Below are 24,110 nucleotides of genomic sequence, written 5' to 3'. Positions count from 1 at the left end.
AGACACTCCTGGGGGGGCCGGCGTACCGGCTGAGACTCCGCATGCTGTGCGGTAACCCTTCGAACCTGATCCGGGTAGTGCCGGCGAAGGGAAGGAAACGCCTGCTTTACGCGTGCCTATATGCTCCTTCCTTTTTCGCGGCTGTCCCGGTGGTACACCATCTTTGGCGACTCTGCTACCCGCCGTCTGCCCCGGCAAGGAAGACAACCGATGTTAAGCTTCTCTACCGCCCTTGTGTGGCTGGTTTTATTCGCGGCGCTGTTCGCCATACCCGGTCTGAGTTACGCCCGCCACAAGCAGGACAAACTGGACGACTTTCTGGTCGCTCGTAACAGCCAGAACAGCTCCGCCACTCTGTTAACATTGCTGGCCACCACCATGGGCACCTGGATTCTGTTCGGCCCGGCACAAGCGGCCACTTGGGGCGGCATTGGTGCGGTTACCGGCTACGCTCTGGGCGCACTGGCGCCGCGGCTCATCATGATTCCCCTGGGCCATCGCATTCGCACACTGATGCCCGAAGGCCACACCCTTACCGAATTTGTGCTCGGCCGCTATGGCCGGGTGATGTACGGTTTCGTGCTGGTGATCATGATTTTCTATTTGTTTATCAGCCTGACAGCGGGCCTGACCGCTATCGCTAAAATGGTGTCCCTGCTGGCGCCGGTTCCCCTGTGGCTAACCGCCACCATCGTGATGGCGGCCACCCTGCTGTACACCCTTTACGGCGGCCTGCGGGTCACCATCTTTACCGACCGGGTACAGATGCTCGTCATTCTGCCCTTTCTGGTTCTGCTGATCGCCTTCGGCTGGCAAGCTACCGGTGGTCTGGCCCCGGCACTGCAGGGATTGCAGGCAAAAGCGCCCCACCTGCTGGAGCCGTTCGACATCAACGGTCTGAAATCCGGCCTCACTTTCTTTATCGCCGTGGTGCTGACCGGGCTGTTTTATCAGGGAACCTGGCAACGTATTTTTGCCGCGCGCGATAACAAGGTAATTCGCAACGGATTTATTATCAGCGGCCTGCTCAGCTTCCCCATTATTTTCACCATGGGTTTGTTCGGGCTGGCTTTTGTGGGGCTGGGTTTGCCCGGCGATGGTTCGGTGGCCCTGTTTAGCGTGCTATTGGCAGACGTGCCACTGTGGTTTGCCATTGGCCTGCTGCCGTTCGGCCTGGCGCTGATTATGAGCAGCGCCGACTCCACCATCAGTGGGTTATCAAGCATCATGGTAGTGGATTTGCGCCGGCTGCTACCAAAGCTGAGCAACCATAGCCTGCTGTCACTGTCGCGCTGGCTGATTGTGTTGCTGTCGGTGCCGGTGCTGTTCGTTGCTGCCCAAGGTTACAGCGTGCTTTATCTGTTCCTACTGGCCGACCTACTCTGCTGCGCCGCTGCTTTCCCGGTGTTTTTTGGTTTCTACAACGCCCGCTACCAAAGCTATAATGCCGCACTCAGCACCTTTGCCGGCCTGGTTGCCGGGCTGCTGGTGTTCCCGGCACCGGGCGCACCCACTAACTATTTGCTGGAATCCTTCCTGTTGGCATCGCTGGTGCCCATTGCGGTGTCTTTGCTACTACTGCTTCTACCCAAAGAAAAGCTGTTTGATTTTTCCATACTGGCGCAGCGGGTGCGGAATTTGGAGGGGTAAAAGGTCAGGCAAAATGGCCGAATTTCAGCTTCGAATCGATTGCAAGGAAAACCACGCCCAAGGTGTACGACAAGCCGCCCGAAAGCAACCACAGCAGGCCTGGCTGGTGGTTATTAGTGGATCAGCTGCAATAACCACCAGCCAGCCCATCAACAATTAAAGGCCTGTAGAGGTAAACGGAGGAGATATCCACTGAAAAGCGTTCAGCACCACGCCGATAGTCGCAGGCCCCGGGTAAGGCCAAACAGCGTCCAACCCAATGCGCCTTTAAGCACTCCTAAGGTAAAGGTCGTGTAGGTGCCAACGATGCGCAGGAGTATTGCGGACCGGTCGATAATCCGAAAAAAAGTTTTTTGGCTTTGCCCGGCGTTAATGGGTGGTACACCGTAGGGAAAAAATAAAGCAGTATGGCAGTTGCGGCGAAAATCACGCTGCCGACAAAGAAACCCGAGGCCCCAGCCTTCAACGCATTGATGATCAAAAACAAGGTGCCGGCCAACAATGCGAGCAGCTTTAAACCGTGGCTAAGGCTGCTCGCCAATTCGTCCATTCGCGATTGATCACGGGGCTGGGTAGAAGTGGTTCTCCTGATCGTAGAGACAAATCTCGTCAAAGCGGCCAGCGTCGGATCAAGGTCAGTCTACTTGCGCTCAATTTTGAAACCCAAGCTACTTCTCAACAAAGGCCCGCTCAATCACGTAATGCCCCATGTCGCCACCCCGGGCCTCTTTGAAGCCCATGTTATCAAGTATTGCACAGGTATCCTTGAGCATGCTCGGGCTGCCGCAGACCATGAAGCGGTCATTTTCCAGGTCAAAATCTGAAAGGCCCATATCTCTGGTTATTTTTCCACTTTCCATTGCCACTGTAAGCCGACCTTCATTACGGAAAGGCTCGCGGGTGACCGTGGGGTAGTATTCAAGCTTACCTTTAACCATCTCACCAAAGAACTCGTTTTCCGGCAGTTCTTCAATCTCTTGCTGATACGCCAGTTCTGATGCGTAGCGTACGCCGTGAGTCAAAATCACCTTATCAAACGCCTCATAAACCTCGGGATCTTTGATGATGCTCATAAATGGCGCAAGCCCAGTACCCGTGCTAATCAGCCACAGTTTTTTGCCCGGCAGAAGGTTATCCAAAATAAGGGTTCCGGTAGGCTTTCGACTCACCAAAATCTCATCGCCCACCTGAATTTTTTGCAACCGGGAAGTAAGAGGGCCATTCTGTACCTTGATAGAAAAGAACTCCAACTCCTCTTCGTAATTTGCACTGGCAATGCTGTAGGCACGCATTAAAGGCTTGCCTTCAGTTTCCAGACCAATCATCACGAAATGGCCATTCTTGAACCGAAACCCTGGATCACGGCTGGTCTTGAAACTAAACAGGGTATCGTTCCAGTGATGTACGCTGGTGACGGTTTCTTTAATCAAGTTACTCATGTAAACCTCTTACCTGTCCGATTCGGCGGCGAACGTTTAAAATATGAATTGCCTAGAGTCTACCGCACCACTAACCTATCGATGAAATGGTATATTCCCATAACCTTATTCGGATGCGTCGATTTAGAGCGTTTTGTTATGAAGTACAGTTTCAGACAACTTGAAGTCTTTTTAGCGGCCGCACGCTTCCAAAACATTACTCGCGCTGCAGAATCGCTTGCTATGTCTCAGTCTGCCGCAAGCAGCGCTCTCAAGGAACTGGAAAACCAATTCAACATTCAATTATTCGATCGTGTTGGCAAGCGCTTGCAACTGAATGAGCTTGGGCGTCTTTATCGCCCAAAAGTAGAAGCCGTACTCGCCCAAGCAACAGAGCTGGAGCAGGCCTTTAGCAAACACTCTGAAGTAGGCGCTCTAAAAGTTGGAGCCACCTTAACTATAGGCAACTATCTAGCGGTTGGCGTAATGGCCCAATACATGAATACCCCTACCAAGCCTCGAGTATCACTGGAAGTGGCCAACACCAGCACCATCGCACGCAGAGTCAAAGATTTCGAACTCGATATCGGCCTCATTGAAGGCGAACTGCAACCTTCGGAACTGGATGTCTTGCCTTGGCGCGGCGATCAGCTGGTTATCTTCTGTTCACCCACACACCCACTGGCAGCCAAGAAAAAACTGTCAGACGCAGATCTTCGGAACGCTACCTGGATCATGAGGGAAGAGGGCTCTGGCACCAGGCAAAGCTTTGATCGCGGCATGCAAGGCTTACTCCCGGATTTGAACGTATTATTGGAGCTAGAGCATACGGAAGCGATCAAACGGGCCGTAGAAACGGGCTTGGGCATCGGGTGCCTGTCAGAAGTGGCACTCGCCGACGCCTTCAACCGTGGCAGTCTGATTCGCCTTGAGCCCCCCGAACATCGAAATTTCGAGCGACAGTTCTATTTTATTTTGCACAAACAAAAATATCGAAGCGCAGGAATAGACACTTGGATAGGTCTGTGCCGCGCCCTTACCTGAGCCGGGTGCGCACTATGCAACTGGCCCACTGTGAAACCGGAACTCACTATCCGGTTCCAGAATCAGCTGCTTTTCAGTAGCTATGAACTCCGCAACCCTCTCATCCACAGGCCCCCCGTTGGCCTGCTCAGCCAGAGCAAGATAGTCACGGTAATGGCGGGCCTCAGACTTCAGCAAGCTGCTGTAGAACTCCGCCAGCTCCTCATCGAGAAACGGAGTCAATGCGGCGAACCGTTCACATGAGCGAGCCTCAATGATGGCTCCCACTACCATAACGTCCACCAGGCGGCCCGGATCATCAGTGCGCACGCCCGCCCGCAGGCCTGCGGCGTAGCGCGCAGGGGTCAAATGACAATAAGACACACCGCGCTTGTCGATAATAGCGAGTACCTGCTCGAAATGGCGCAGCTCCTCCCGGGCCAGGCGAGACATCTTGTTAAGCAGATCGGAGTTATCTACATAGCGGTACATCAGGCTGAGCGCGGTAGACGCCGCTTTTTTCTCGCAGTGGGCGTGATCTATCAGCATCAAATCCTGATTGGCCAGTGCATTATCAATCCACTGCTGCGGCGTAGCACACGGCAGGAAATCGTGAATCTCTTGCAGGGCCTGAGCCATCCGGCCTGTTTTGTGGTTCATGATGAGCAGCAACGTCAATCGAAATGGAGCCGGGATTATAACGCAGCTAACAGACTTCTCCGACCTCTGTCCAACTTAACTTTATAAGGGGTTTCCTATAGACTACTGCGCCAACTTAAGGTCTTTCCACCATAATACTCCCGCCAGGCACATTGCCAGAGCGCGGGGCATACCAACTGATGAGGGTCCATATCGTGTTAGAAGCCTACCGTAAACACGTTGCAGAACGTGCGGCTCTGAGTATTCCGCCCCAGCCACTGAACGCTGAACAGGCTGCTGCTCTGGTTGAGCTGCTGAAGAACCCGCCAGCCGGCGAAGAGGAAACGCTGGTTGACCTGCTGGAAAACCGTATCCCGCCGGGCGTGGATGAAGCCGCCTACGTGAAAGCTGCGTTCCTGACCGCTATCGTTAAAGGTGAGGCGAAATCGCCGCTGCTTAACAAGCAAAAAGCTGTACAGCTGCTGGGCATGATGCAGGGCGGCTACAACATCGAAACTCTGGTTGATCTGCTGGATGACAGCGAACTGGCTGAGCTGGCCGGTGAGCAGCTCAAGCGCACCCTGTTGATGTTCGACGCCTTCAACGATGTGAAAGATAAAATGGACGCTGGCAACGCCATTGCCAAATCCGTTGTTGAATCCTGGGCCAACGGTGAATGGTTCACCAAAAAGAACAAGGTTCCCGAAAGCACCAAGATGGTTGTTTTCAAGGTAACCGGCGAAACCAACACCGACGACCTGTCCCCGGCGCCAGACGCCTGGTCCCGTCCGGATATCCCGCTGCACGCGCGGGCTGCCTACAAAATGGAACGTGACGGCCTGAAGCCGGAAGAGCCTGGCGTAACTGGCCCCATGAGCCAGATTGACGAAATCAAGGCCAAAGGTCTGCCCGTTGCCTTCGTTGGCGACGTGGTGGGTACCGGCTCTTCCCGTAAGTCTGCCACTAACTCTGTTTTGTGGTTCTTCGGTGACGATATCCCGGGCGTACCGAACAAGCGTGCCGGTGGTGTCTGTATCGGTAGCAAGGTTGCTCCTATCTTCTTCAACACCATGGAAGATGCCGGCGCCCTGGTATTCGAAGCGCCTGTCGACAACATGAACATGGGCGATGTCATTGAAATTCGCCCGTATGAAGGCAAAATTCTGAACGAAGCGGGTGAAACCATCTCCGAGTTCGAATTCAAGTCTGACGTTATCCTGGACGAAGTTCAGGCCGGCGGCCGTATCCCCCTGATCATCGGTCGTGGCCTGACCGCCAAGGCCCGTGCCGCGCTGAATTTAGGTGCCACGGATATGTTCCGTCTGCCGAATGACCCGGAAGCCGGCACCAAGGGCTTCACCCTGGGCCAAAAAATGGTCGGTAAAGCCTGTGGTCTGGAAGAAGGTCAAGGCGTTCGTCCAGGCACATACTGCGAGCCACACATGACCACCGTCGGCTCCCAGGACACCACCGGCCCGATGACACGCGACGAGCTGAAAGATCTGGCATGCCTGGGCTTCCAGGCGGACCTGGTGATGCAGTCGTTCTGTCACACCGCGGCTTACCCCAAGCCGATTGACGTTGAAATGCAGCACACCATGCCCGATTTTATCCAGACTCGTGGCGGTGTTGCCCTGCGTCCGGGTGACGGCATCATCCACTCCTGGCTGAACCGCATGCTTCTGCCAGACACTGTCGGTACCGGTGGTGACTCCCACACCCGTTTCCCGATGGGTATTTCCTTCCCGGCTGGCTCTGGCCTGGTTGCGTTCGCAGCTGCCACCGGCGTTATGCCATTGGACATGCCAGAATCGGTTCTGGTGCGCTTTAAAGGCGAGATGCAGCCAGGTATCACCCTGCGTGATCTGGTTCATGCCATCCCGCTGTACGGCATCAAAAACGGCATACTGAACGTTGAGAAGAAAGGCAAGATCAACGAGTTCTCAGGCCGCATCCTGGAAATTGAAGGCCTGGAACAGCTGACTGTTGAGCAAGCGTTCGAGCTGTCTGACGCTTCTGCCGAGCGCTCCGCAGCGGGCTGTACCATCAACCTGTCTGAAGAGTCTGTTGCAGAGTACCTGCGATCCAACATCACCATGCTGCGCTGGATGATTGCAGAAGGTTACGGCGATCCTCGTACTCTTGAGCGTCGTGCTCAGAGTATGGAAGAGTGGCTGGCAAACCCGAGCCTGATGCGTGCTGACAAAGACGCAGAGTACGCGCACGTGATTGAGATCGATCTGGCTGACATCAAAGAGCCGATCGTCTGCTGCCCGAACGATCCTGACGATGCCCGTTTCCTGTCTGAAGTGGCTGGCGACAAGGTAGACGAAGTGTTCATCGGTTCCTGCATGACCAACATCGGTCACTTCCGTGCGGCTGGTAAGCTGCTGGAGCAGAACAAGGCACCGCTGAAAACCCGTCTGTGGATGGCGCCGCCAACCAAGATGGACGAATCGCAGCTGATGGAAGAAGGCTATTACAATATCTACGGTACCGCTGGTGTACGCACCGAAATGCCGGGCTGCTCACTGTGTATGGGTAACCAGGCACGCGTTGCTGCAAAGAGCACCGTGCTATCCACGTCTACCCGTAACTTCCCGAACCGTCTGGGCGATGGTGCAAACGTGTACCTGACCTCTGCGGAACTCGCATCGGTGGGTGCAATTCTGGGTAAACTGCCAACTCCGGCAGAATACATGGAATACGCCAAAGATCTGGATAGCATGTCAAAAGAGATCTACAAGTATCTCAACTTTGACCGGATGGACAGCTACACCAGCAAGGCAGCTGAAGCGAATATTGCTTAAGTTCTGACCTTACCGGTTTAGTTCCATAAAAAACGCCAACCTCCGGGTTGGCGTTTTTTATGGCTGTACGTCAGTTCTGCGGTTGCTAACGCTCCAAAAGAATTTTACCAACGGCGAGACCGGACTCAAGATGTCGATGAGCATCGGCAACGCGCGCAAAGGAGAAACGCCTGGGATCCAGCAATGGCCGAATGGCGCCCTGCTCCAGCATCTCACACATTGCCGACACCAGACGCGGCTGGTCTTCCATGCCGATGCCATGAAGCAACGGGATCGAGCGAAAAATCACATGAAGAGTCAGTCCTTTTGCATGCATCAGGCTAAGGTCATGGGTTGAACGGGTGTTGATGGAACACAGCCGCCCGGAGATCGCTGTTGCCTCAATGGATCGATCCAGATTCTCTCTTCCTACCGTATCGAATACCAGGCTGAAGCCCTTCCCGGCAGTCAGTCGTTCCTTGTAGGCTTCAACCGACTCGTCGCGATAGAAAATAATATCGTCTGCGCCTGATCGCCCAGCGAGCTCGGCTTTTTCCGGCGTGGACACCGTAGTTGCTACCCGAGCGCCCAGATGTTTTGCGATCTGAATTGCGGCATGGCCTACACCCCCGGTACCTGCGTGAATCAGTACATGCTCACCGGCCTGAATATTGGCCCGCTCCACAAGAGCCGACCATGCCGTAAGAAATACCAGAGGCAGCGCCGCACACTCAGCCAAAGGAAGGGTCATCGACGATGTACGCTTCGCCAATAGACGGGCATCTGCGATCATGAAGTCTGCCAGCGCCCCCGGCCAGCCTTTGGTGCCACCCGCGCATCCGAATACCTCGTCGCCCTTGGAAAACGACGTAACGCCCGCACCCACCTTGTCCACAATGCCCGCTACATCCCCGTTCAGGATAGCAGGCATAGCAGGCCCGGCTTTGACCAGACCTGAGCGAATTTTGGTTTCAATCGGATTAACGCTGGACGCCACGACTTTGATACGTACCTGCCCGGCAGCCGGCTCCGGAGTCTTTACTTCCCGCTCCACGAAGACATCGGGGCCACCAAACGCCTCAATAACCATTGCTTTCATTGCAGCTTCTCTCCACGTTCCGATTAATAGACCATAAGCCGGATCAGTATCGCACCTGCCATAACCAGGGTAATCCACTTAACCCACTGCGCGCCCTTCTCACTCAGATTCACTTTCACCGCAACAAATGCGCCCGTGATATTACCGACCGCGAGAATCAGCCCCATACCCCAGCGCACCTGCCCGTTCAGGGCAAAAATCAGCAACGCCGGCAAGGTGTACAACAGGATAATCGAGACTTTGAACACGTTAACCTGGCGCAGATCAATGCGCAGCATGCGGTACAAAACCACAATAAAAAGCGCGCCTACGCCTACCTGAATAAAACCGCCATACACGCCGATCATAAACATGGCGATATAGATCACCGGCCCAAGCCGGTCCGACGTAAGCGGGTTGGTGTCCAGTTTGGGCTGGGGCAACAGCATAAACACCGAGGCGCCGATCATGGCGATGATCAGCACCAACTCGAATACTGCATCTGCCACCCAGGTCGCTACCCAGGCCCCCAGTAGCGACCCAAGAACCGCTGGCACCGCCAGATGAATGCTGACCCGAAGGTTGCCATGGCCAAGGCGCCTGAAACTCGCTACAGCGGTTGTGCTCTGTAGAATAATCGCAACCCGGTTTGTGCCGTTCGCAACCTGTGGCGGCAACCCCAGAAACATCAAAAGAGGCAGGGTCAGCATCGAACCGCCTGCCGAGAGTACGTTGATAAATCCGGCAATACCGCCCAGCGCCAGCAATCCTGTTATCTCAATTGCTGTCATGCAACGCTCGAAGTGCCCGGCTTGCTACCCGGATGGTCGCCACCCTGACGCTTTCCACAACGACTGCTCCATACCAGAACAGCGACGAAAATTATCAGCCCGGCTCCGTCTACCAGTATCTGCCCGTGGGGCCAGAGCATCAGTGCGCCGAGCGGAAACATCAGCGCACGCACCAAAAAATTAAGCTTATGTTCGAGATAGCCTTCAAGGCCCGCGATGATGGCGTAAATGCCGAACAGGGCAAAGCAGAATACACGGATCATTTCCGTGAAATCTCCGGTTATCAAGGGCGAATATGCGAACAGAAGCGGCACTATATAAAGACCCTTGGCGAGCTTCCAGGCTGTAAATCCGGTGCGCATTTGCGGTGTGCCCGCAATAGCGGCTGCAGCGAAAGCAGTCAGACAAACGGGAGGGGTGACGTTCGAATCCTGGGATAGCCAGAAGATAACCATGTGCGCTGCCACCAGCAACATGGAAAGCGATGCAGGTGATAATGCCTGCTCCAGGAGTTGACTGCTGAAGGTATCCGGCACCAGAGAGAGCATCTGCTGAGCGGTTGCCGCATCCATGGGCCCGTTGAGCAACGACAGTTTGTCAGGCGCGGCAAGCATGAAGATGGCTTTGGCCTGTTCTGGCAGGTTGCCGTTAACCATCAGTTCAACCAACTGACTTTGCGCAATCAAATTGTATATCGCAGGGGCAGAGAGTGTGGCAAGTACGATATAGGCGGCCGTTACCGGCAACCCCATACCGAGAATCAGGGATGCCAACGCGACGAGCAAAATCGTTATCAGCAAGCTCCCGCCGGCCCAGTCGGTAATCATCAGTGAGAAGGTGTTGCCGATACCGGTGGTGGATACAACCATCACAATGAGACCAACGGTAATCAACAGAATCGCCGTGGTTGTGATGTTTCGTGTCCCCATCGCAAGCGCATCGAGAATATCCCGAAAACCCATCGGATTCTTCGAGAGCCAGGACGCCACAACCACAGACAGAATCGCAATACCCGCCGCATACGTTGGCGTGTACCCATAGACAAGCGCAGCGACCAGAACGACAAGAGGCAACAGGAAATGCCAGCCGCCTTTAAGCACTTGTTTGAGGGAGGGCGCCGCCTCGTCTTCCAGTTTGACGGCATGGCTGCGCTTGGCCTCAATGCGTACAAACATGGCGACCGAGATAAAATAAAGGAGGGCCGGCAGCGTTGCCACGCCAATGATGGTGAGGTAGGAAACCTGGGTATAGGAGGCCATGATAAACGCGCCTGCCCCCATCACCGGTGGCATCAATTGGCCCCCGGTTGAGGCCGCAGCTTCGACACCGGCGGCAAAACGTGCCGGAAAGCCCGCCTTGCGCATCAACGGTATGGTAATGACTCCGGTAGAAACCGTATTGGCAACGCTGGAGCCTGAGACCGACCCCATAAGGCCGGAGGCGAACACCGCCACGAACCCGGGACCGCCTACAAACCGCCCTGCAGCACAGCGCGCCAGTTCGATAATGAAGTCACCTGCCCCGGACTTGACCAGGAAGGCGCCAAACAGAATAAACATGAACACGTAGGTCCAGGAAATCCGGGCAATGGATCCCAGCATTCCCTGTCCGCCAATATAGGAGCGATACAGAACGGTTTCCCATGACAGGCCGGGGAAATTGAAAATGCCATCAACAAACTGGCCCCACCAGGCCACATACGTCAGTGCAACCACACAAAGCACGGGAATAAACCAGCCAACTGTGCGGCGGGCCAACTCCAGTACCAACACTACCGACACAATCGAGACAATCCAGTCACTCGTATCGAAGTTGAATCCGCGCTGATACAGCTCATCTTCAAAGAAGATCAGATAAAAAGCACAGGCAAGCGCGGTAAACCCGAGCATCACATCAACGCCCAGTACAATCCGTTGGCCGCCGGTTGAGCGTACTTTGAACATCGGGGTCGTAAGTGTGCAGATCAAGCCAAAAAGGCCGAAGTGCAGAGCAGAACTCCACAGCTCCGACAGGGTAGAGATAGTATTGAAATAGAGGTGAACGAGTGCTGTGACGATGGCGAGCCAGAAGACCACCGGCCCAATCAGCCGGTGCTCCAGACGCTCGCTCGCCTCGCTGACACTCTCATCGCGAACCGCAATAGCCGGTTCGCTTTCTGTTTTATCTCGCATCATTACTCCGCAATCAATCGATCGGGAATTTTCAGACCCTGCTCCTGATAGAAGCGCGCGGCTCCGGGATGAAGCGGCATTGGCAGGCCGGCAATCGCTTTCTCAAGCGCCATCGCTTTGGTTGCCGGATGGATATTGTTCAGGAACGGTAGGTTTTCGTAGATAGTTTTGGTGATCTCGTAAACATCGTTCTCCGGGACATCGTCACGCACAGCCAGGATATTGGGCTGCGCAATGGTGTGGATATCCTCAGCCTGCTGCGGATAGGTCCCCGCAGGAATGGTGTAAGCGGTCCAGAGCTCGAAATCGCTGTTCACCCGAGCAATCTGCTCCGGGGTGAAGTTCAGCGTGGTGACCTTGTCACCCATATTGGCGTAGGCTCTTGTTACCGCAGCAGCAGGCACGCCGGCCGGTATGTTCATACCATCAATATTACCGTTCTGCAGAGCATCAGCACTTGGACCATAGCCCAGGTATGCAAGGTTTACCTTTTCCAGGTCGATGCCAACCTTGCCAAGAATAAAGCGGCCGGAGCCTTCTGTGCCTGAGTTTCTGGCCCCGATGGAAAAGCTCTCGCCATACAGGTTGCTCATATCTTCGATCGTGCCGGTTTTCGTGACCTTCCTGGTCACCACAAAATGCTCAACGTTCTGCCACAGCATTGAAACCGAACGTAGATTTTTGTAGGCCTTGGGGACCGGCCCTGAACCATTCCAGGCATAAGCTCCATAAAGCCCCTGAAGAATGCCAAACTGAATCTGGTCTTCGTCCATAAGCTTCAGATTCTCACCAGAGCCGGCAGAGCTGATGGCTGAAACGGATATATTGGTAGAAGGCTCAAGTTTTACTTTGATCAGCGTTGAAATAGCGACACCCACGGGATAATAGGTGCCCCCAGTTGTGGCAGTGCCCATCACGTAATTGCCTTCCGCCTGGACACCGCTGGAAAGAGAGACCACAGCGGCCGCCAACAGACCCGAGGCGCATTTCAGCATTCTTTTCTGACTCATGAAGTGACTCCTTTTTATCATTGTTCCGGCTCATATCCGAAAGTGTAACCTTGTAAAGATAGCTGCCCTGCCTCGGATCTACCAGTTGAGTATCACACTGGGTATCCAGACAAAAAAAGGGCTCCCGCAGGAGCCCTTTCTGGCTTTAAGCGCCTTACGCTCAGTTATTCGGTATGGCTAACGGCCTGATACTCACTGGCGTCGGCAGTGGCCAGGGTCACCACCACGATAGCAATGAAGGAGGCAACGAAACCTGGAATGATCTCATAGACGCCAGGGCCGCCCATAAATTCAGCGTTCCAACCCAGGGAAACCCATATCATTGCAGTAACGGCACCAACAATCAGGCCCGCCAGTGCACCGGCGCCGTTCGTACGCGACCACATCAAAGACAGAATGATCAGCGGACCAAACGCGGAACCAAAGCCTGCCCAGGCATTACCTACCAGCGCCAGAACTTGTGAGGTGGGATCTGAGGCGATGACGGCGGCAACAAGACCAACAAGCACCACGCACACACGACCAACGTTTACGCACTCGCGGTCACCTGCTTCCTTGCGCAGGAACAAGCGGTAAAAGTCTTCTGTCAGGGACGACGAGGACACCAGCAACTGGCTGGAAATCGTGCTCATTACCGCGGCTAACAGGGCTGCGTACAGAAAGCCAGTGATCAGCGGATGAAACAGCAAATCCGCAAGAATGATAAAGATGGTTTCCGGATCGTCAACTTGAATGCCGTTGCGCACTGCGTAGGCACGGCCGAAAACACCCAGACCAATCGCGCCGATCAGGGAAATAGCCATCCAGGACATGCCAATGTTTCGAGCCGCCGGAACTTCTTTCACTGAACGAATTGCCATGAAGCGAACGATGATGTGCGGTTGACCAAAATAACCCAGACCCCAGGTTACGGCTGAGAGCCATCCTATGAAGGTCAGCCCTTCTGTCCAGGAGAGCAGCGTCGGGTCAATTTCGTTCAAAGTCTGTGTCGCCTGAGCGAAACCACCACCGCCTTCGCCAAACAGAACAACCGCCGGCATGAGGACGAGCGCCACCATCATGATGCAACCCTGAACAAAGTCAGTCATGCTCACTGCCAGGAACCCGCCAACAACCGTGTAGGCCAGCACAACGCCCAGGGTTATGACGATGCCCACGCCGTAATCACTCAGACCACCGAAGTTGAAAATTCCGGCGAATGCACTTTCAAACAGCTTGCCGCCGGCTACCAGCCCTGAAGCCGTATAAACCGCGAAGAACACAACAATAACGATTGCCGATACTGTTCGCAGCGGTAAGGCCTGGGTGGGAAAACGGTTCGCCAGGAAGGCCGGAATAGTCAGGGCATTACCGTAATGGACGGTTTGAGCACGCAGCCTGGGCGCAACAAGGACCCAGTTAATGAACGCACCCACAAACAGACCAACGCCGATCCAGGCCGAAGCCAGACCCGACACATACATCGCTCCCGGAAGACCCAGAAGCAACCAACCACTCATATCGGAAGCGCCCGCAGACAAAGCCGCTACCTTGGGGCTGAGTCCCCTGCCGCCAAGCATGTAATCTTCAGATGAAGACGTAGATGTACGCATCGCATAAACGCCAATGGCGATCATGAGTGCGAAATAACCAATCAGACTGATCCAAACACCAATAGCCATGGAATTCCTCCGGTTTAATGAGTCGGACTCAATCCGATCTCAAAGCACAGGGCTGACACGGGTGCCAGCTTGCTGTGTCATTTTTCTTATTTACTAAAAGCCTTTCCGAACCTGACCGCAACAATCGCACGTTCGCGCTTAACTATAGTTAACTGCCGCGAATTTGCGACCGCAACGATAGCCAAGCCATTAAGATGCACCAAGCGAGCAGGATGAGAATCAACACGCACTAGATTAGTATTACTACGTATTACCGGCTTACAAAATCCTACGATTCTTTTGCAGAATTCTATGGGACTTCTGCATAGCTTATACGGAACAAAGGTTAATTCAGACCAGATTAGGCAACGTTATCACGAAGTTGCAATCTCGCAGGAGTAGTTCCCCTATATTTGCGCAAGGCATTTGTCAGAGCGCTCTGCGAGGAAAAGCCGACCCGGTAACTGATTTCCGATACCGACAGGGGTGTCGAGGCCAGAAGATTTATGGCCTGATTGAGGCGAGCCTGCAAAAGGAACTGGTGCGGCGTTGTTCCAACCACCTCTCGAAACACTTCATGGAATCGGCTGACACTCAGGCAGGCTTCACTGGCCAGATCCTGTACCGTAATCTTCCGGTGAAGGTTCGCCTTTATATAGCGCTGTATCGCGTCCGGGCTGAGACTGTGCCGGTTCGATGTGCTTGCTGTTCGATCAGCTATCCTATCGGCCATACAATAAAGAATACTTGACGCCAGATGGCTGTGCATCGCGAGGTTCCCGGGCGACCGATCGAACTCGCCAGCAGCAAACTGAACCAAGCCTTGCAAGCGGCTATCCATATGGATGGTGCGTGGCTTTTCAAACACACGCACCATCCGCTCGTAATCGGCGTGACTCGGCGTAGAAATAGCGGGGCTTGAGGGATCGAGGTTAATCACCATCATGTGATTCTGAAGATCACCACAGTAATCGTGACGAGCCTCCGTTGGTACCAAGCAGGCTTTCCAAGTGTCCAGGCGAGAGCCGGTTCCATCAATACTCAGCTCGGCCTCGCCTTGAACGCCGACCACGATCTGGTGATGCTCATGACAATGTTGGTGAGAGGCTGTTGGAAGCTTGAGTAATCGCGCATCCAGCATAGACAAAACCGGAACCTTTAATTGAGAATATAACTCAATTAAAGCAGATCTGATTGGAACTTGCACATAAGATCGGTGACTCGGGCGCTTACCTGCTCCAACGGAGCGGCTGCGTCGACGATATTATAGCGATTGGGCGCAGCCGCAGCGCGAGCCAGATAGGTATCGCGAATACGCTGAAAAAAAGACACTGCTTCCTGCTCAAAGCGATCCAACTGCCCCCGATGCCTCGCCCGAGTCATCCCGGTTTCGACGGGTGCGTCCAGTAACACCACGTGATCGGGGCGCACCTCGCCTTGAACCAGGTTTTCCAGCAGCGCAATCCGCTCGCCCGGAACACCACGCCCTCCACCTTGATAGGCAAAGGTCGCATCGGTAAAGCGATCACAAAGTACCCACTGTCCCTTCTCGAGCGCAGGAAGAATAAGCGTGTGCAGGTGCTGCGCCCGAGCGGCAAACATCAGGAGCAGCTCGGTAAGATCGTTCACCGGTTCGTCCCGTGGCGCCAGAAGCAACTCACGGATCGCTTCGGCCATGGGCGTCCCCCCTGGCTCGCGGGTTACGATGCAATCGACCCCCAGCGCTTTCAGAGCTTCGGCAGCATTGGCGATTTGGGTGGACTTCCCCACGCCTTCGGTTCCCTCGAAGGTGATAAACCGGCCACGAACAGTCATTCTTTATCGTCCTTGTCGGGAGCAGGTGAAGAACGGTAATCTGACCGGCGATTCAGTTGGAACGCCCGGACTGCCTTCTGGTGCTCTGCCAGCGTGTTCGAAAACTTATGGGTGCCATCACCCCGGGCTACGAAGTACAAGGCTTTACCAGAGCCCGGGTGCAAGGATGCGTGGATGGCCTCGCGGCCCGGCAAAGCAATAGGCGTAGGCGGCAACCCGTTAATACGGTAGGTGTTATACGGCGTGTGAGTACGCAGATCCCGGCTGCCTATGCGCCCCTTGTACTTGTCTCCCATGCCATAAATCACGGTGGGGTCTGTTTGTAACCTCATACCTTTTTGCAGCCGGCGCACAAACACGCCGGCTACCTGATCCCGCTCGTGGGGGGCACCGGTTTCCCGCTCAACAATGGATGCCATAATCAGCGCTTCATAGGCACTGGCGTATGGCAGGCCTTCGTCACGATTCTCCCACTCCTCAGCAAGAACCGTTCCCATGCGCCGGAACGAGCGCCGGAGCAGGTCGAGGTCTGACTCGCTACTGGTGAACAAATAGGTATCCGGGAAGAAACGCCCCTCAGGGTGTTCACCCGGTGCACCAACAGCCTCCATTATCTGGGCATCCGTCCACTCTGAGGTAAGCTTCTCAAGACGCTCTGATGCTGCAAGGGCTGCGCGCATGTCGCTGAACATCCAACCTTCAATAAACTGCACAGACCAGTGTTTGGTATCGCCCACCACCATCATGCCGAGCATGGCTTCAGCAGTCATTCCATCGGTGAATTCATACTCTCCGGCCTTGATTTTGGCCTGATCCGGAAACAAGCGACCGTAAACACGCACCCACAAGCTCTTTTCAACCAGTTCGCGAGTCTCCAACTGCCTGGCGACTTCACTGAATGCAGTGCCACCAGGCACATCAAACAGCACCGGTTCGGCCATAAAAACCGGCTTTGAAAGTGAACCCAGCCCTTGCCAGACCCATAAACCTGTGCCTGCACCCACCAGTGCGGCCGCACAAATACCTGCAATCAAAAGTTTCTTGAACAAACGAATTATTCCAGCAGATCGAGAGGATTGAAGATTGTCGCAAGTCCATCATCGGCAGGCAAATCCTGCCCGGCAAACCTGCGCACGGGAACAACGCCGATAACGCTGTTCAATAGATAGAAACCCTCGCAATGAGGCCCCAACACGTCCCCTAAGCTCACAGCACGTTCTTCGACCACTTCGCCTTTTGCCCTGAGCTTCTCCAGCATCCACTGGCGCAATATACCAGCAACCGCAAGGCTTTTGGCCGGAGGCGTTACCCAGGCTCCGGGGACTCGGAGCAACAGGTTGGTGCGAGTCCCCTCAACCAGGTTGCCGGCGCTGTCAGACATGACCACTTCAAACAGTTCGCCGGTAATCTCTCGGGCCGCCATAACCTGCTCCAGCCGGTTGAGCGACTTGATACCTGCAAGAAGGGGGTTCACCGTCAGCGGAACGCGGGAGACATCAGCGGCAACACCGGAGGTGAAGGGCGCTGCAGCCATAGGACTGGCAGACACCAAGAGGTTGGGCCGGATTCCGGAGCCTGGCTGATACCCACGACCACCTTCTCCGCGGGTGAGCGTTAACTTGAGCACCCAGCCGCAATCATTCTCTTTATTGGCAAAACGGTCTGCGTAACGACTTACCGCCGCGGTGCAGGCTTTGCGAAGATCTGTAAGAGCAACCGGAATGCCCAGCCTGCCAGCATCACGACCCATTCGAGCCAGGTGGCGAGATAATAGGACTCCACGGTCACCGTGCATCCTTATGGTTTCGAACAGGCCGTCACCGTAAGCGACACCCCGGTCACCCGCCGGCAAACCACTTTCATCAGCCCAATACAGATTGAACATAGCGCCTCAGCCTTCGTAGCGGCGCACAATCAGGGTGCCGTTGGTTCCACCAAAGCCGAATGAGTTAGACAAGGCCACGCGAACATCAGACTTGCGGCAGGTGTTCGGAACAAGATCCAGATCGCAGCCTTCGTCAGGATTATCCAGATTAATCGTTGGAGGCAGCACACCGTCGCGAATGGCCAGCAGCGAAAAGATGGCCTCAACTGCACCGGCAGCACCCAGCAAGTGCCCAGTCATGGATTTTGTACTGCTCATGGCTAACTGGCTCGCATGACTGCCAAAGACTCGCTTGGCCGCCGCAATCTCCGCTACATCGCCTACCTGTGTTGAGGTTCCATGGGCATTGATATAATCAACCTCTTCCGGCTGCAGGCCTGCGTCACGCAGCGCGTTGATCATGGAGCGCGCAGCGCCCTCCCCATCTTCTGGCGGCGCTGTTATGTGATGGGCGTCATCACTCATGCCAAAGCCGACCAACTCACCGTAGATGGTGGCACCACGCTTTATTGCGTGTTCCAGCTCTTCCAGCACCACAACTCCGGCACCGTCGCTGAGTACAAAACCGTCCCTGTCCCGATCCCACGGGCGACTGGCTTTCTCGGGTTCGTCATTGCGGGTTGAAAGCGCACGGGCTGATGCAAACGCAGCAATACCCGTTCGCGTTGTCGCCATTTCGGAGCCACCGGCAAGCATCACATCCGCATCGCCATAGGCAATAGTGCGGGCGGCATAACCTATATTATGGGTGCCTGTCGTGCAGGCCGTAACAATCGCAATATTTGGCCCTCGATAACCAAACCGAATCGCGGCATTGCCGGAGATCATGTTAATCACCGAGGCCGGGACAAAGAACGGTGACACCTTGCGCGGGCCGGACTTATCCATCGTCAGCACGCTTTTCTCAATATACTCGAGCCCACCAATGCCTGAGCCTATTGCGATACCGGCGCGATCACGGTCCAGCTCGCCGTATTCTGCGAGCCCGCTGTCATCTACCGCTTGCTGAGCCGCAATCAAACCGTAGTGAATAAACGCGTCCAGTTTTCTGGACTCTTTCGGGGAAAGATAAGACTCGAGGTCCAGATCCTTGATCGCTCCACCAATGCGGGTGCTGTACTCGGATGCATCAAAGCGATCGATCATACCGATTCCACTGCGGCCCGCGCAGACACCCTCCCAGGAAGACGCAACATCGTTTCCCAGAGGGGACAACATTCCCATACCAGTGATAACAACCCGTCGTTTACTCATAAACACGTTCACCTGATCTTTTTCATATGTCGTTGTTACTGACTGCACCCGAAGCATGGGTAACTCTCAGGCAATAAAAAAGCCGTCCCTCGTGCAATGACAAGGACGGCTTTTTGCCTGGCTTACTTAAATGCAGAGTATCAGGTATGCGCGACGATGTAGTCGATCGCGTCCTGAACACTGGCAAGCTTTTCGGCTTCTTCGTCAGGAATCTCGGTTTCAAATTCCTCTTCCAGTGCCATGACCAGCTCAACGGTGTCCAGTGAGTCAGCGCCAAGATCCTCTACAAAAGAAGATGAGTTCTGAACTTCGGACTCTTTTACGCCCAACTGTTCACAAACAATCTTCTTCACGCGCTCTTCAACTGTACTCATAATGTCCTCACTTTGTGTATCGACCAAGCAACTCAAGTGCTGCCAGTTTAGTGTAAACCCTACCTGCAAACAAGCAGGGATCCGGTTAAACATGTTGTGCGACAAGGGGTTGCGCACGAGCCCCGCAACCGGGGCTTATCCCATGTACATTCCGCCGTTTACATGAATGGTTTCTCCAGTCACATAGCCGGCAATATCCGACGCCAGAAAAGCAACCAGAGCCGCCACTTCTTCCGGCTGCCCCAGACGACCCGCAGGTATTATTCCCAGCATAGCTTCACGCTGTCTGTCGTCCAGTTTTTTTGTCATATCTGTGTCGATAAACCCGGGTGCAACACAGTTCGCTGTGATACCCCGATTCGACATTTCCTTGGCCAGGCTGCGAGTAAAGCCCTCTACACCGGCCTTGGCAGCGCAATAGTTCGCCTGACCGGGATTGCCCATACTGGCAACCACGGAGCTGACGTTTATAACGCGACCCCACCGAGCCTTTGCCATACCTCGCAAAACAGCCTTGCTCGTACGGTACACGCTTGAAAGGTTGGTTTCGAGCACAGAAGCCCAATCATCATCTTTTAAGCGCATCAGCAGGTTATCACGGGTTATGCCAGCGTTATTGACCAGAATCAGAGGCGCTCCGGATTTCTCCGTTATCTCTTTCAGACCCGCTTCGATGCTTTCAGGATCGGCCACGTTCATCACAATGCCATAACCGCTCACGCCCGCGGCCTGAAGGCTGTCCGTGATGGTTGCCGCACCATCCGCACTGGTCGCGGTACCCACAACCTCTGCACCCTGCTCTGCCAGGGCCAGCGCGATGGCTTTTCCGATTCCTCGGGTCGCACCGGTTACCAGTGCTGTTTTGCCTTCCAAAGACATGCGCAACTCCCTTTCTTCAAGACGTCTTCAAGACGGTTCAAATGCCGCAATGGCTGCTTTTAGTGCCTGCGGATCTTCTATCCCGTGAACTGAAAGTCCCCGATCGATCCGCTTGGCCAGCCCGGCAAGTACTTTACCCGTGCCACACTCGACAGCAACAGTAACGTCGCGGCCAACCAGAGCACGTACTGAGTCCGCCCATAATACCGGCGAATAAAGCTGTTTGAGAAGGTTGGCTTTCAGTGTAGCCGAATCTGTCTCCGCTGCAGCGTTAACATTCTGTATAACCGGAGTGAGCGCATCGCTAAAGCGAACTTCGTCGAGCGCCTGACCCAGTTCCTCAGCAGCACCTTTCATCAGGGCGCAGTGGGAGGGAACACTGACAGGCAGAAGCATGGCTTTACGCGCACCTTTTGCCTTGCAGGCCTCGATAGCGCGGTCAACAGCAGCACCAGACCCTGCAATCACTACCTGACCAGGGGCGTTGAAATTCACCGCTGCAACAACGTCACCATTCGCAGCCTCTTCACAGGCGGCCACAACGTCAGCATCTTCAAGACCAAGAATGGCAGCCATCTTCCCCTCTCCGGAGGGCACGGCTTCCTGCATCAGCTCGCCACGCAGGCGAACAAGCTTTACGGCTTCAACGAAATCAAGGCTTTCAGCAGCAACCAGCGCACTGTACTCACCCAGGCTGTGCCCAGCCAGATAATCGGGCTTCGGGCCGTCTGTTACCAACCACTGGCGCCATAGGGCGATACTGGCGGTCAGCATTGCCGGCTGAGTGACCATCGTCTGATTAAGCTCTTCTGCCGGACCTTTCTGACACAAATGCCAGAGGTCGTAACCAAGCACGTTGGAGGCCTCGGCGAAGGTTTTGTTGATCATGGGCCAAGTCACAGCAGCCTCGGAAAGCATGCCAATTGACTGGGAACCCTGTCCGGGAAATATAAAGGCTGATTTCATAAGCGGGATCTTATCGTCATTGGAAGTTTCAGGAGATTAGCCAATAGTACAAGCTGGACGGATTTTGCGCGAGCAAGCCGTACAAATGCGAAGCGACTCCTGCCTTGAGCGGTCAGAGCATCAGGTCGTCAAGGCGTTCATTGATGCGTCTTGGCACTTCCAGCTCAACCTCACGCACAGCCTGGCGAATAGCAGCAAGCATGGCGCGCTCATTGGCATTGCCATGGCTTTTGATAACCACGCCCTGCAGCCCGAGCAAGCTGGCACCATTGTGACGCGAAGGGTCCATCAGGCGAAGGAGCCGCCCGATAATAGGGCGGGCAAGAAGGCCCACAAAACGACCATAAAGCGTGCGGGTGAACGCCTGCTCCAAGAGCTCAATAAGTAGCCCTGCGACACCTTCGCCAGTTTTCAGCGCTATGTTGCCCACAAAACCGTCGCACACTACCACATCGGCAACATCCCGAAACAGATCGCTGCCTTCCACGTAGCCGATATAATTAATGGAGTCACACTGTGCGAGCATGTGGGACGCCAGACGCACCTGCTCATTGCCCTTTATTTCTTCTTCACCCACATTCAGCAACGCGACTCGCGGCTCACCCTGGCTGCAGATCGCCGAGGCCATGAGTGATCCCATCAGAGCGTACTGGTAAAGATTTTCCGCGCTGGAATCGACATTGGCGCCAAGATCAAGAACGTGACACCTCCCTCGGAGAGAGGGAATCAGCTTGGCAATTGCGGGTCGCTCTATGCCGGGATACATACGGATAATGGAGCGCCCAAAGGCCATAAGGGCTCCGGTATTTCCCGCGCTGACACAACCTTGAGCCTCCCCATCACGAACCAGGGCCAGAGCAATGGCCATGGAAGAGCTTTTCTTGTGGCGCAACGCATGAGAGGGGCGTTCGTTCATGCGAACAACGTCCGCAGCCTCCGCAATGTGAATTCGAGGATGTCCATCACGCAAAAAAGCCTCAAGCTCACTCCGGATTCCCACCAGAATGAAACTCAAGGCTTTGTTTTCGCGCACCGCTTCGAGGGCTGCGGCGACCACCACCGAAGGCCCCCGATCGCCACTCATGGCGTCAATCGCTATGGTGACCGGCTTCACCGTTCGTCCACTCGATTGAGGTTGGCGCGACTGTGCAAAGAGCTTACTCGTCGCCGGCTTCAATTACCTGCTTACCACGATAGAACCCGTCCGGAGACACGTGGTGGCGGCGATGAACCTCACCAGTTGTTGAATCAGTGCTCAGAGCTGCAGGGCTCAGGGCATCGTGGGCACGGCGCATGCCACGCTTGGAACGGGTCTTGCGGTTCTTCTGTACAGCCATGGTTATACTCCTGACCTGTTAACGTAAACTGACTTGAATATCGTTACACGTAACATGTGTTCATTTGATTGCGCCGGCTTCAATATAGATGCCCACGCTCGCATTAATGCTTTGTTTTTCCGAGGCCCGCCAGCACGCTGAACGGGTTATCACCCGACTTTTCCTCTGATACTGCCGAAGAACTGCCTGGCTCGTAAGCTTCCAGTTCTTCTTTGGCCGGGCATTCACTCCGGTCATGTAGCGGATAGGGAGGCAAAACCAGCAACAGCTCATCCTCCGCCATGGACCAGAGATTCGCACTGAAATCATCAGTTTGAAACGGCTCAAGATCCTTTGGCAACCGCTCGGCCTGCGCATCGCTGGTGACCAGCCCGAGTACAAACCGGGAGGTCAGCACAGAATCCATGGACTCCATGCAACGCTGACACTCCAGTTTAACCGGAGCCTCCAGCTCACCAGAGACGATGCGGCGACGCTCGCCATCCTGATAAAAGGACAACTTCACGCGACACACGGCACCATCTTCGAACCCTAAAACAGCTTCACGGAAACGAGACAAACCACTGAGAGGAATTTCTCCCTCCAGCACGCTGTCATGCTCCGCCAACCGGTAAGGGTCGACGATTTTTGGTAATTCTACATTGGACGCGTTTGACATAGGCGCGCAATTCTAGGGGCCAAGCTCGCCGCTGTCAAAGACTTCGTAGGGTTTTGGCCAGGGGGTTCCGGTTTCCGTAGGTGTATTCTACGATACAGGCACTGAAATATCCCGAAAGGAACAACTTCGTGCACCGGAACCCCCTGTTACTGGCCTCGTCATCAAGGTATCGCCACGAATTGCTGGCAAGGCTCGGGCTGCCATTCTCCAATGCCAGCCCCGACATTAACGAAACACCCCTCACAGGAGAGTCTCCGGACGACCTCGCCTTACGCCTGGCAGAGTCGAAAGCGAGAGCCTTGGCATCCCTGTACCCCGAACACTGGATTATCGGCTCCGACCAGGTGGCCGCCTTGCCTGACGGCACGCTGTTAAGCAAACCCGGAAACTACTCAAATGCCTGCGAACAACTGGCCCGAAGCAGCGGACAAAGCGTTATCTTTCTGACCGGACTCGCTCTGCTGGACGCCAGTTCTGGAACGCTGCAAACCCACTGCGAGCAATTTACTGCTCATTTCCGGAACCTGTCCGCCGGGGAAATCGATGCCTATATCCGCAAAGAAGAGCCTTATGACTGCGCCGGCAGCTTCAGGATGGAAGGCCTGGGTATCACGCTTTTCCGGGAGTTGCAGGGCCGGGACCCGAACAGCCTGATCGGCCTGCCTCTGATCGCCCTGACCGACATGCTCACGGCCTGGGGCAGAAATCCGCTTCTTGAGCCTTAGCGGACTCT

Annotated in this window: 23 protein-coding genes and 1 riboswitch; of the genes, 4 read left to right on the top strand and 19 right to left on the bottom strand. The window is 54.9% G+C overall.

Annotated elements, in window-relative coordinates; genetic code table 11:
• Nucleotides 1-109: riboswitch (TPP riboswitch) on the top strand.
• 101 nt (nucleotides 110-210) lie between these two features.
• Nucleotides 211-1,650, top strand: coding sequence for a sodium:solute symporter family transporter (locus tag ACN0V1_RS17880; protein WP_417546290.1), 1,440 nt, complete (start codon nucleotides 211-213; stop codon nucleotides 1,648-1,650).
• 277 nt (nucleotides 1,651-1,927) lie between these two features.
• Here ACN0V1_RS17880 and ACN0V1_RS17875 read toward each other — a convergent pair whose 3' ends face one another.
• Together ACN0V1_RS17875 and ACN0V1_RS17870 are read right to left on the bottom strand one after the other, a co-directional pair.
• On the bottom strand, nucleotides 1,928-2,200 hold the full coding sequence (locus ACN0V1_RS17875; RefSeq protein ID WP_417546289.1) for a hypothetical protein: 273 nt from the start codon (nucleotides 2,198-2,200) through the stop codon (nucleotides 1,928-1,930).
• Nucleotides 2,201-2,318: 118 nt separating this feature from the next.
• A complete protein-coding gene (locus ACN0V1_RS17870) occupies nucleotides 2,319-3,089 on the bottom strand; it encodes a ferredoxin--NADP reductase (RefSeq protein ID WP_417546288.1) in 771 nt (256 codons plus the stop codon).
• 138 nt (nucleotides 3,090-3,227) lie between these two features.
• Here ACN0V1_RS17870 and ACN0V1_RS17865 point away from each other — a divergent pair, with 138 nt between their 5' ends.
• Nucleotides 3,228-4,112, top strand: coding sequence for a LysR substrate-binding domain-containing protein (locus ACN0V1_RS17865; RefSeq protein ID WP_417546295.1), 885 nt, complete (start codon nucleotides 3,228-3,230; stop codon nucleotides 4,110-4,112).
• A gap of 12 nt (nucleotides 4,113-4,124) precedes the next feature.
• Here ACN0V1_RS17865 and ACN0V1_RS17860 read toward each other — a convergent pair whose 3' ends face one another.
• The gene (locus ACN0V1_RS17860; protein WP_417546294.1) at nucleotides 4,125-4,730 is read right to left on the bottom strand and encodes a tRNA-(ms[2]io[6]A)-hydroxylase; all 606 of its coding nucleotides are present in this window, start codon (nucleotides 4,728-4,730) and stop codon (nucleotides 4,125-4,127) included.
• Nucleotides 4,731-4,945: 215 nt separating this feature from the next.
• On the opposite strand from ACN0V1_RS17860, the gene acnB reads away from it, so the two are divergent.
• Nucleotides 4,946-7,540, top strand: coding sequence for a bifunctional aconitate hydratase 2/2-methylisocitrate dehydratase (gene acnB / locus ACN0V1_RS17855; protein ID WP_417546287.1), 2,595 nt, complete (start codon nucleotides 4,946-4,948; stop codon nucleotides 7,538-7,540).
• Nucleotides 7,541-7,625: 85 nt separating this feature from the next.
• Here the strand turns inward: acnB and ACN0V1_RS17850 are convergent, their stop codons facing one another.
• The 16 genes from ACN0V1_RS17850 to ACN0V1_RS17775 form a co-directional block, all read right to left on the bottom strand.
• Complete coding sequence (locus ACN0V1_RS17850; protein ID WP_417546286.1) at nucleotides 7,626-8,618, bottom strand: zinc-dependent alcohol dehydrogenase family protein; 993 nt, start codon at nucleotides 8,616-8,618, stop codon at nucleotides 7,626-7,628.
• 23 nt (nucleotides 8,619-8,641) lie between these two features.
• Nucleotides 8,642-9,388, bottom strand: a complete 747-nt coding sequence (locus ACN0V1_RS17845; RefSeq protein ID WP_417546285.1) for a sulfite exporter TauE/SafE family protein — start codon at nucleotides 9,386-9,388, stop codon at nucleotides 8,642-8,644.
• Nucleotides 9,385-11,559 carry a TRAP transporter permease gene (locus ACN0V1_RS17840; RefSeq protein ID WP_417546284.1) on the bottom strand — a complete coding sequence of 725 codons (2,175 nt, stop codon included), beginning with the start codon at nucleotides 11,557-11,559 and terminating at the stop codon, nucleotides 9,385-9,387. Before ACN0V1_RS17840 ends, ACN0V1_RS17845 begins: the two co-directional genes overlap by 4 nt.
• A gap of 2 nt (nucleotides 11,560-11,561) precedes the next feature.
• The gene (locus tag ACN0V1_RS17835; RefSeq protein ID WP_417546283.1) at nucleotides 11,562-12,569 is read right to left on the bottom strand and encodes a TAXI family TRAP transporter solute-binding subunit; all 1,008 of its coding nucleotides are present in this window, start codon (nucleotides 12,567-12,569) and stop codon (nucleotides 11,562-11,564) included.
• 164 nt (nucleotides 12,570-12,733) lie between these two features.
• Nucleotides 12,734-14,230, bottom strand: a complete 1,497-nt coding sequence (putP, locus tag ACN0V1_RS17830) for a sodium/proline symporter PutP (protein WP_417546282.1) — start codon at nucleotides 14,228-14,230, stop codon at nucleotides 12,734-12,736.
• Nucleotides 14,231-14,570: 340 nt separating this feature from the next.
• Nucleotides 14,571-15,350, bottom strand: a complete 780-nt coding sequence (locus ACN0V1_RS17825) for an AraC family transcriptional regulator (protein WP_417546293.1) — start codon at nucleotides 15,348-15,350, stop codon at nucleotides 14,571-14,573.
• Nucleotides 15,351-15,388: 38 nt separating this feature from the next.
• Nucleotides 15,389-16,024: a dTMP kinase gene (gene tmk / locus ACN0V1_RS17820; RefSeq protein ID WP_417546281.1), complete on the bottom strand. Its 636-nt coding sequence runs from the start codon at nucleotides 16,022-16,024 to the stop codon at nucleotides 15,389-15,391.
• Nucleotides 16,021-17,073 carry an endolytic transglycosylase MltG gene (gene mltG, locus ACN0V1_RS17815; RefSeq protein ID WP_417546280.1) on the bottom strand — a complete coding sequence of 351 codons (1,053 nt, stop codon included), beginning with the start codon at nucleotides 17,071-17,073 and terminating at the stop codon, nucleotides 16,021-16,023. Before mltG ends, tmk begins: the two co-directional genes overlap by 4 nt.
• 5 nt (nucleotides 17,074-17,078) lie before the next feature.
• A complete protein-coding gene (locus ACN0V1_RS17810; RefSeq protein WP_417546279.1) occupies nucleotides 17,079-17,909 on the bottom strand; it encodes an aminotransferase class IV in 831 nt (276 codons plus the stop codon).
• Nucleotides 17,910-17,915: 6 nt separating this feature from the next.
• A complete protein-coding gene (gene fabF / locus ACN0V1_RS17805) occupies nucleotides 17,916-19,163 on the bottom strand; it encodes a beta-ketoacyl-ACP synthase II (protein WP_417546278.1) in 1,248 nt (415 codons plus the stop codon).
• Between the two features lie 140 nt (nucleotides 19,164-19,303).
• Complete coding sequence (gene acpP, locus ACN0V1_RS17800) at nucleotides 19,304-19,537, bottom strand: acyl carrier protein (protein WP_012136033.1); 234 nt, start codon at nucleotides 19,535-19,537, stop codon at nucleotides 19,304-19,306.
• Nucleotides 19,538-19,672: 135 nt separating this feature from the next.
• Entirely contained in the window at nucleotides 19,673-20,416 is a 744-nt protein-coding gene (gene fabG / locus ACN0V1_RS17795) for a 3-oxoacyl-ACP reductase FabG (RefSeq protein ID WP_417546277.1), read from the bottom strand.
• A gap of 27 nt (nucleotides 20,417-20,443) precedes the next feature.
• Nucleotides 20,444-21,382, bottom strand: coding sequence for an ACP S-malonyltransferase (gene fabD, locus ACN0V1_RS17790; protein ID WP_417546276.1), 939 nt, complete (start codon nucleotides 21,380-21,382; stop codon nucleotides 20,444-20,446).
• A 112-nt stretch (nucleotides 21,383-21,494) separates the two neighbouring features.
• Nucleotides 21,495-22,496: a phosphate acyltransferase PlsX gene (gene plsX, locus ACN0V1_RS17785; RefSeq protein WP_291945405.1), complete on the bottom strand. Its 1,002-nt coding sequence runs from the start codon at nucleotides 22,494-22,496 to the stop codon at nucleotides 21,495-21,497.
• A 43-nt stretch (nucleotides 22,497-22,539) separates the two neighbouring features.
• Complete coding sequence (gene rpmF, locus ACN0V1_RS17780) at nucleotides 22,540-22,719, bottom strand: 50S ribosomal protein L32 (protein ID WP_417546275.1); 180 nt, start codon at nucleotides 22,717-22,719, stop codon at nucleotides 22,540-22,542.
• Nucleotides 22,720-22,822: 103 nt separating this feature from the next.
• Nucleotides 22,823-23,377 carry a YceD family protein gene (locus ACN0V1_RS17775; protein ID WP_291945410.1) on the bottom strand — a complete coding sequence of 185 codons (555 nt, stop codon included), beginning with the start codon at nucleotides 23,375-23,377 and terminating at the stop codon, nucleotides 22,823-22,825.
• A 128-nt stretch (nucleotides 23,378-23,505) separates the two neighbouring features.
• Between ACN0V1_RS17775 and ACN0V1_RS17770 the strand changes: the two genes are divergently transcribed.
• The gene (locus ACN0V1_RS17770) at nucleotides 23,506-24,102 is read left to right on the top strand and encodes a Maf family protein (protein ID WP_417546274.1); all 597 of its coding nucleotides are present in this window, start codon (nucleotides 23,506-23,508) and stop codon (nucleotides 24,100-24,102) included.
• The last annotated feature ends 8 nt before the right edge of the window (nucleotides 24,103-24,110 follow it).

It is taken from the genome of Marinobacter sp., assembly GCF_048266785.1.
Classification (GTDB): domain Bacteria; phylum Pseudomonadota; class Gammaproteobacteria; order Pseudomonadales; family Oleiphilaceae; genus Marinobacter.
The sequence above is the reverse complement of the archived record's forward strand: the minus strand, read 5'-3'. Positions and strand labels throughout refer to the sequence as shown.

Coding starts and splice junctions, on each gene's coding strand:
- ACN0V1_RS17880 (WP_417546290.1), top strand. CDS start 211: ATGTTAAGCTTCTCTACCGCCCTTGTGTGGCTGGTTTTATTCGCGGCG.
- ACN0V1_RS17875 (WP_417546289.1), bottom strand. CDS start 2,200: ATGGACGAATTGGCGAGCAGCCTTAGCCACGGTTTAAAGCTGCTCGCA.
- ACN0V1_RS17870 (WP_417546288.1), bottom strand. CDS start 3,089: ATGAGTAACTTGATTAAAGAAACCGTCACCAGCGTACATCACTGGAAC.
- ACN0V1_RS17865 (WP_417546295.1), top strand. CDS start 3,228: ATGAAGTACAGTTTCAGACAACTTGAAGTCTTTTTAGCGGCCGCACGC.
- ACN0V1_RS17860 (WP_417546294.1), bottom strand. CDS start 4,730: ATGGCTCAGGCCCTGCAAGAGATTCACGATTTCCTGCCGTGTGCTACG.
- ACN0V1_RS17850 (WP_417546286.1), bottom strand. CDS start 8,618: ATGAAAGCAATGGTTATTGAGGCGTTTGGTGGCCCCGATGTCTTCGTG.
- ACN0V1_RS17845 (WP_417546285.1), bottom strand. CDS start 9,388: ATGACAGCAATTGAGATAACAGGATTGCTGGCGCTGGGCGGTATTGCC.
- ACN0V1_RS17840 (WP_417546284.1), bottom strand. CDS start 11,559: ATGCGAGATAAAACAGAAAGCGAACCGGCTATTGCGGTTCGCGATGAG.
- ACN0V1_RS17835 (WP_417546283.1), bottom strand. CDS start 12,569: ATGAGTCAGAAAAGAATGCTGAAATGCGCCTCGGGTCTGTTGGCGGCC.
- putP (WP_417546282.1), bottom strand. CDS start 14,230: ATGGCTATTGGTGTTTGGATCAGTCTGATTGGTTATTTCGCACTCATG.
- ACN0V1_RS17825 (WP_417546293.1), bottom strand. CDS start 15,350: ATGCTGGATGCGCGATTACTCAAGCTTCCAACAGCCTCTCACCAACAT.
- tmk (WP_417546281.1), bottom strand. CDS start 16,024: ATGACTGTTCGTGGCCGGTTTATCACCTTCGAGGGAACCGAAGGCGTG.
- ACN0V1_RS17810 (WP_417546279.1), bottom strand. CDS start 17,909: ATGTTCAATCTGTATTGGGCTGATGAAAGTGGTTTGCCGGCGGGTGAC.
- fabF (WP_417546278.1), bottom strand. CDS start 19,163: ATGAGTAAACGACGGGTTGTTATCACTGGTATGGGAATGTTGTCCCCT.
- acpP (WP_012136033.1), bottom strand. CDS start 19,537: ATGAGTACAGTTGAAGAGCGCGTGAAGAAGATTGTTTGTGAACAGTTG.
- fabG (WP_417546277.1), bottom strand. CDS start 20,416: ATGTCTTTGGAAGGCAAAACAGCACTGGTAACCGGTGCGACCCGAGGA.
- fabD (WP_417546276.1), bottom strand. CDS start 21,382: ATGAAATCAGCCTTTATATTTCCCGGACAGGGTTCCCAGTCAATTGGC.
- rpmF (WP_417546275.1), bottom strand. CDS start 22,719: ATGGCTGTACAGAAGAACCGCAAGACCCGTTCCAAGCGTGGCATGCGC.
- ACN0V1_RS17775 (WP_291945410.1), bottom strand. CDS start 23,377: ATGTCAAACGCGTCCAATGTAGAATTACCAAAAATCGTCGACCCTTAC.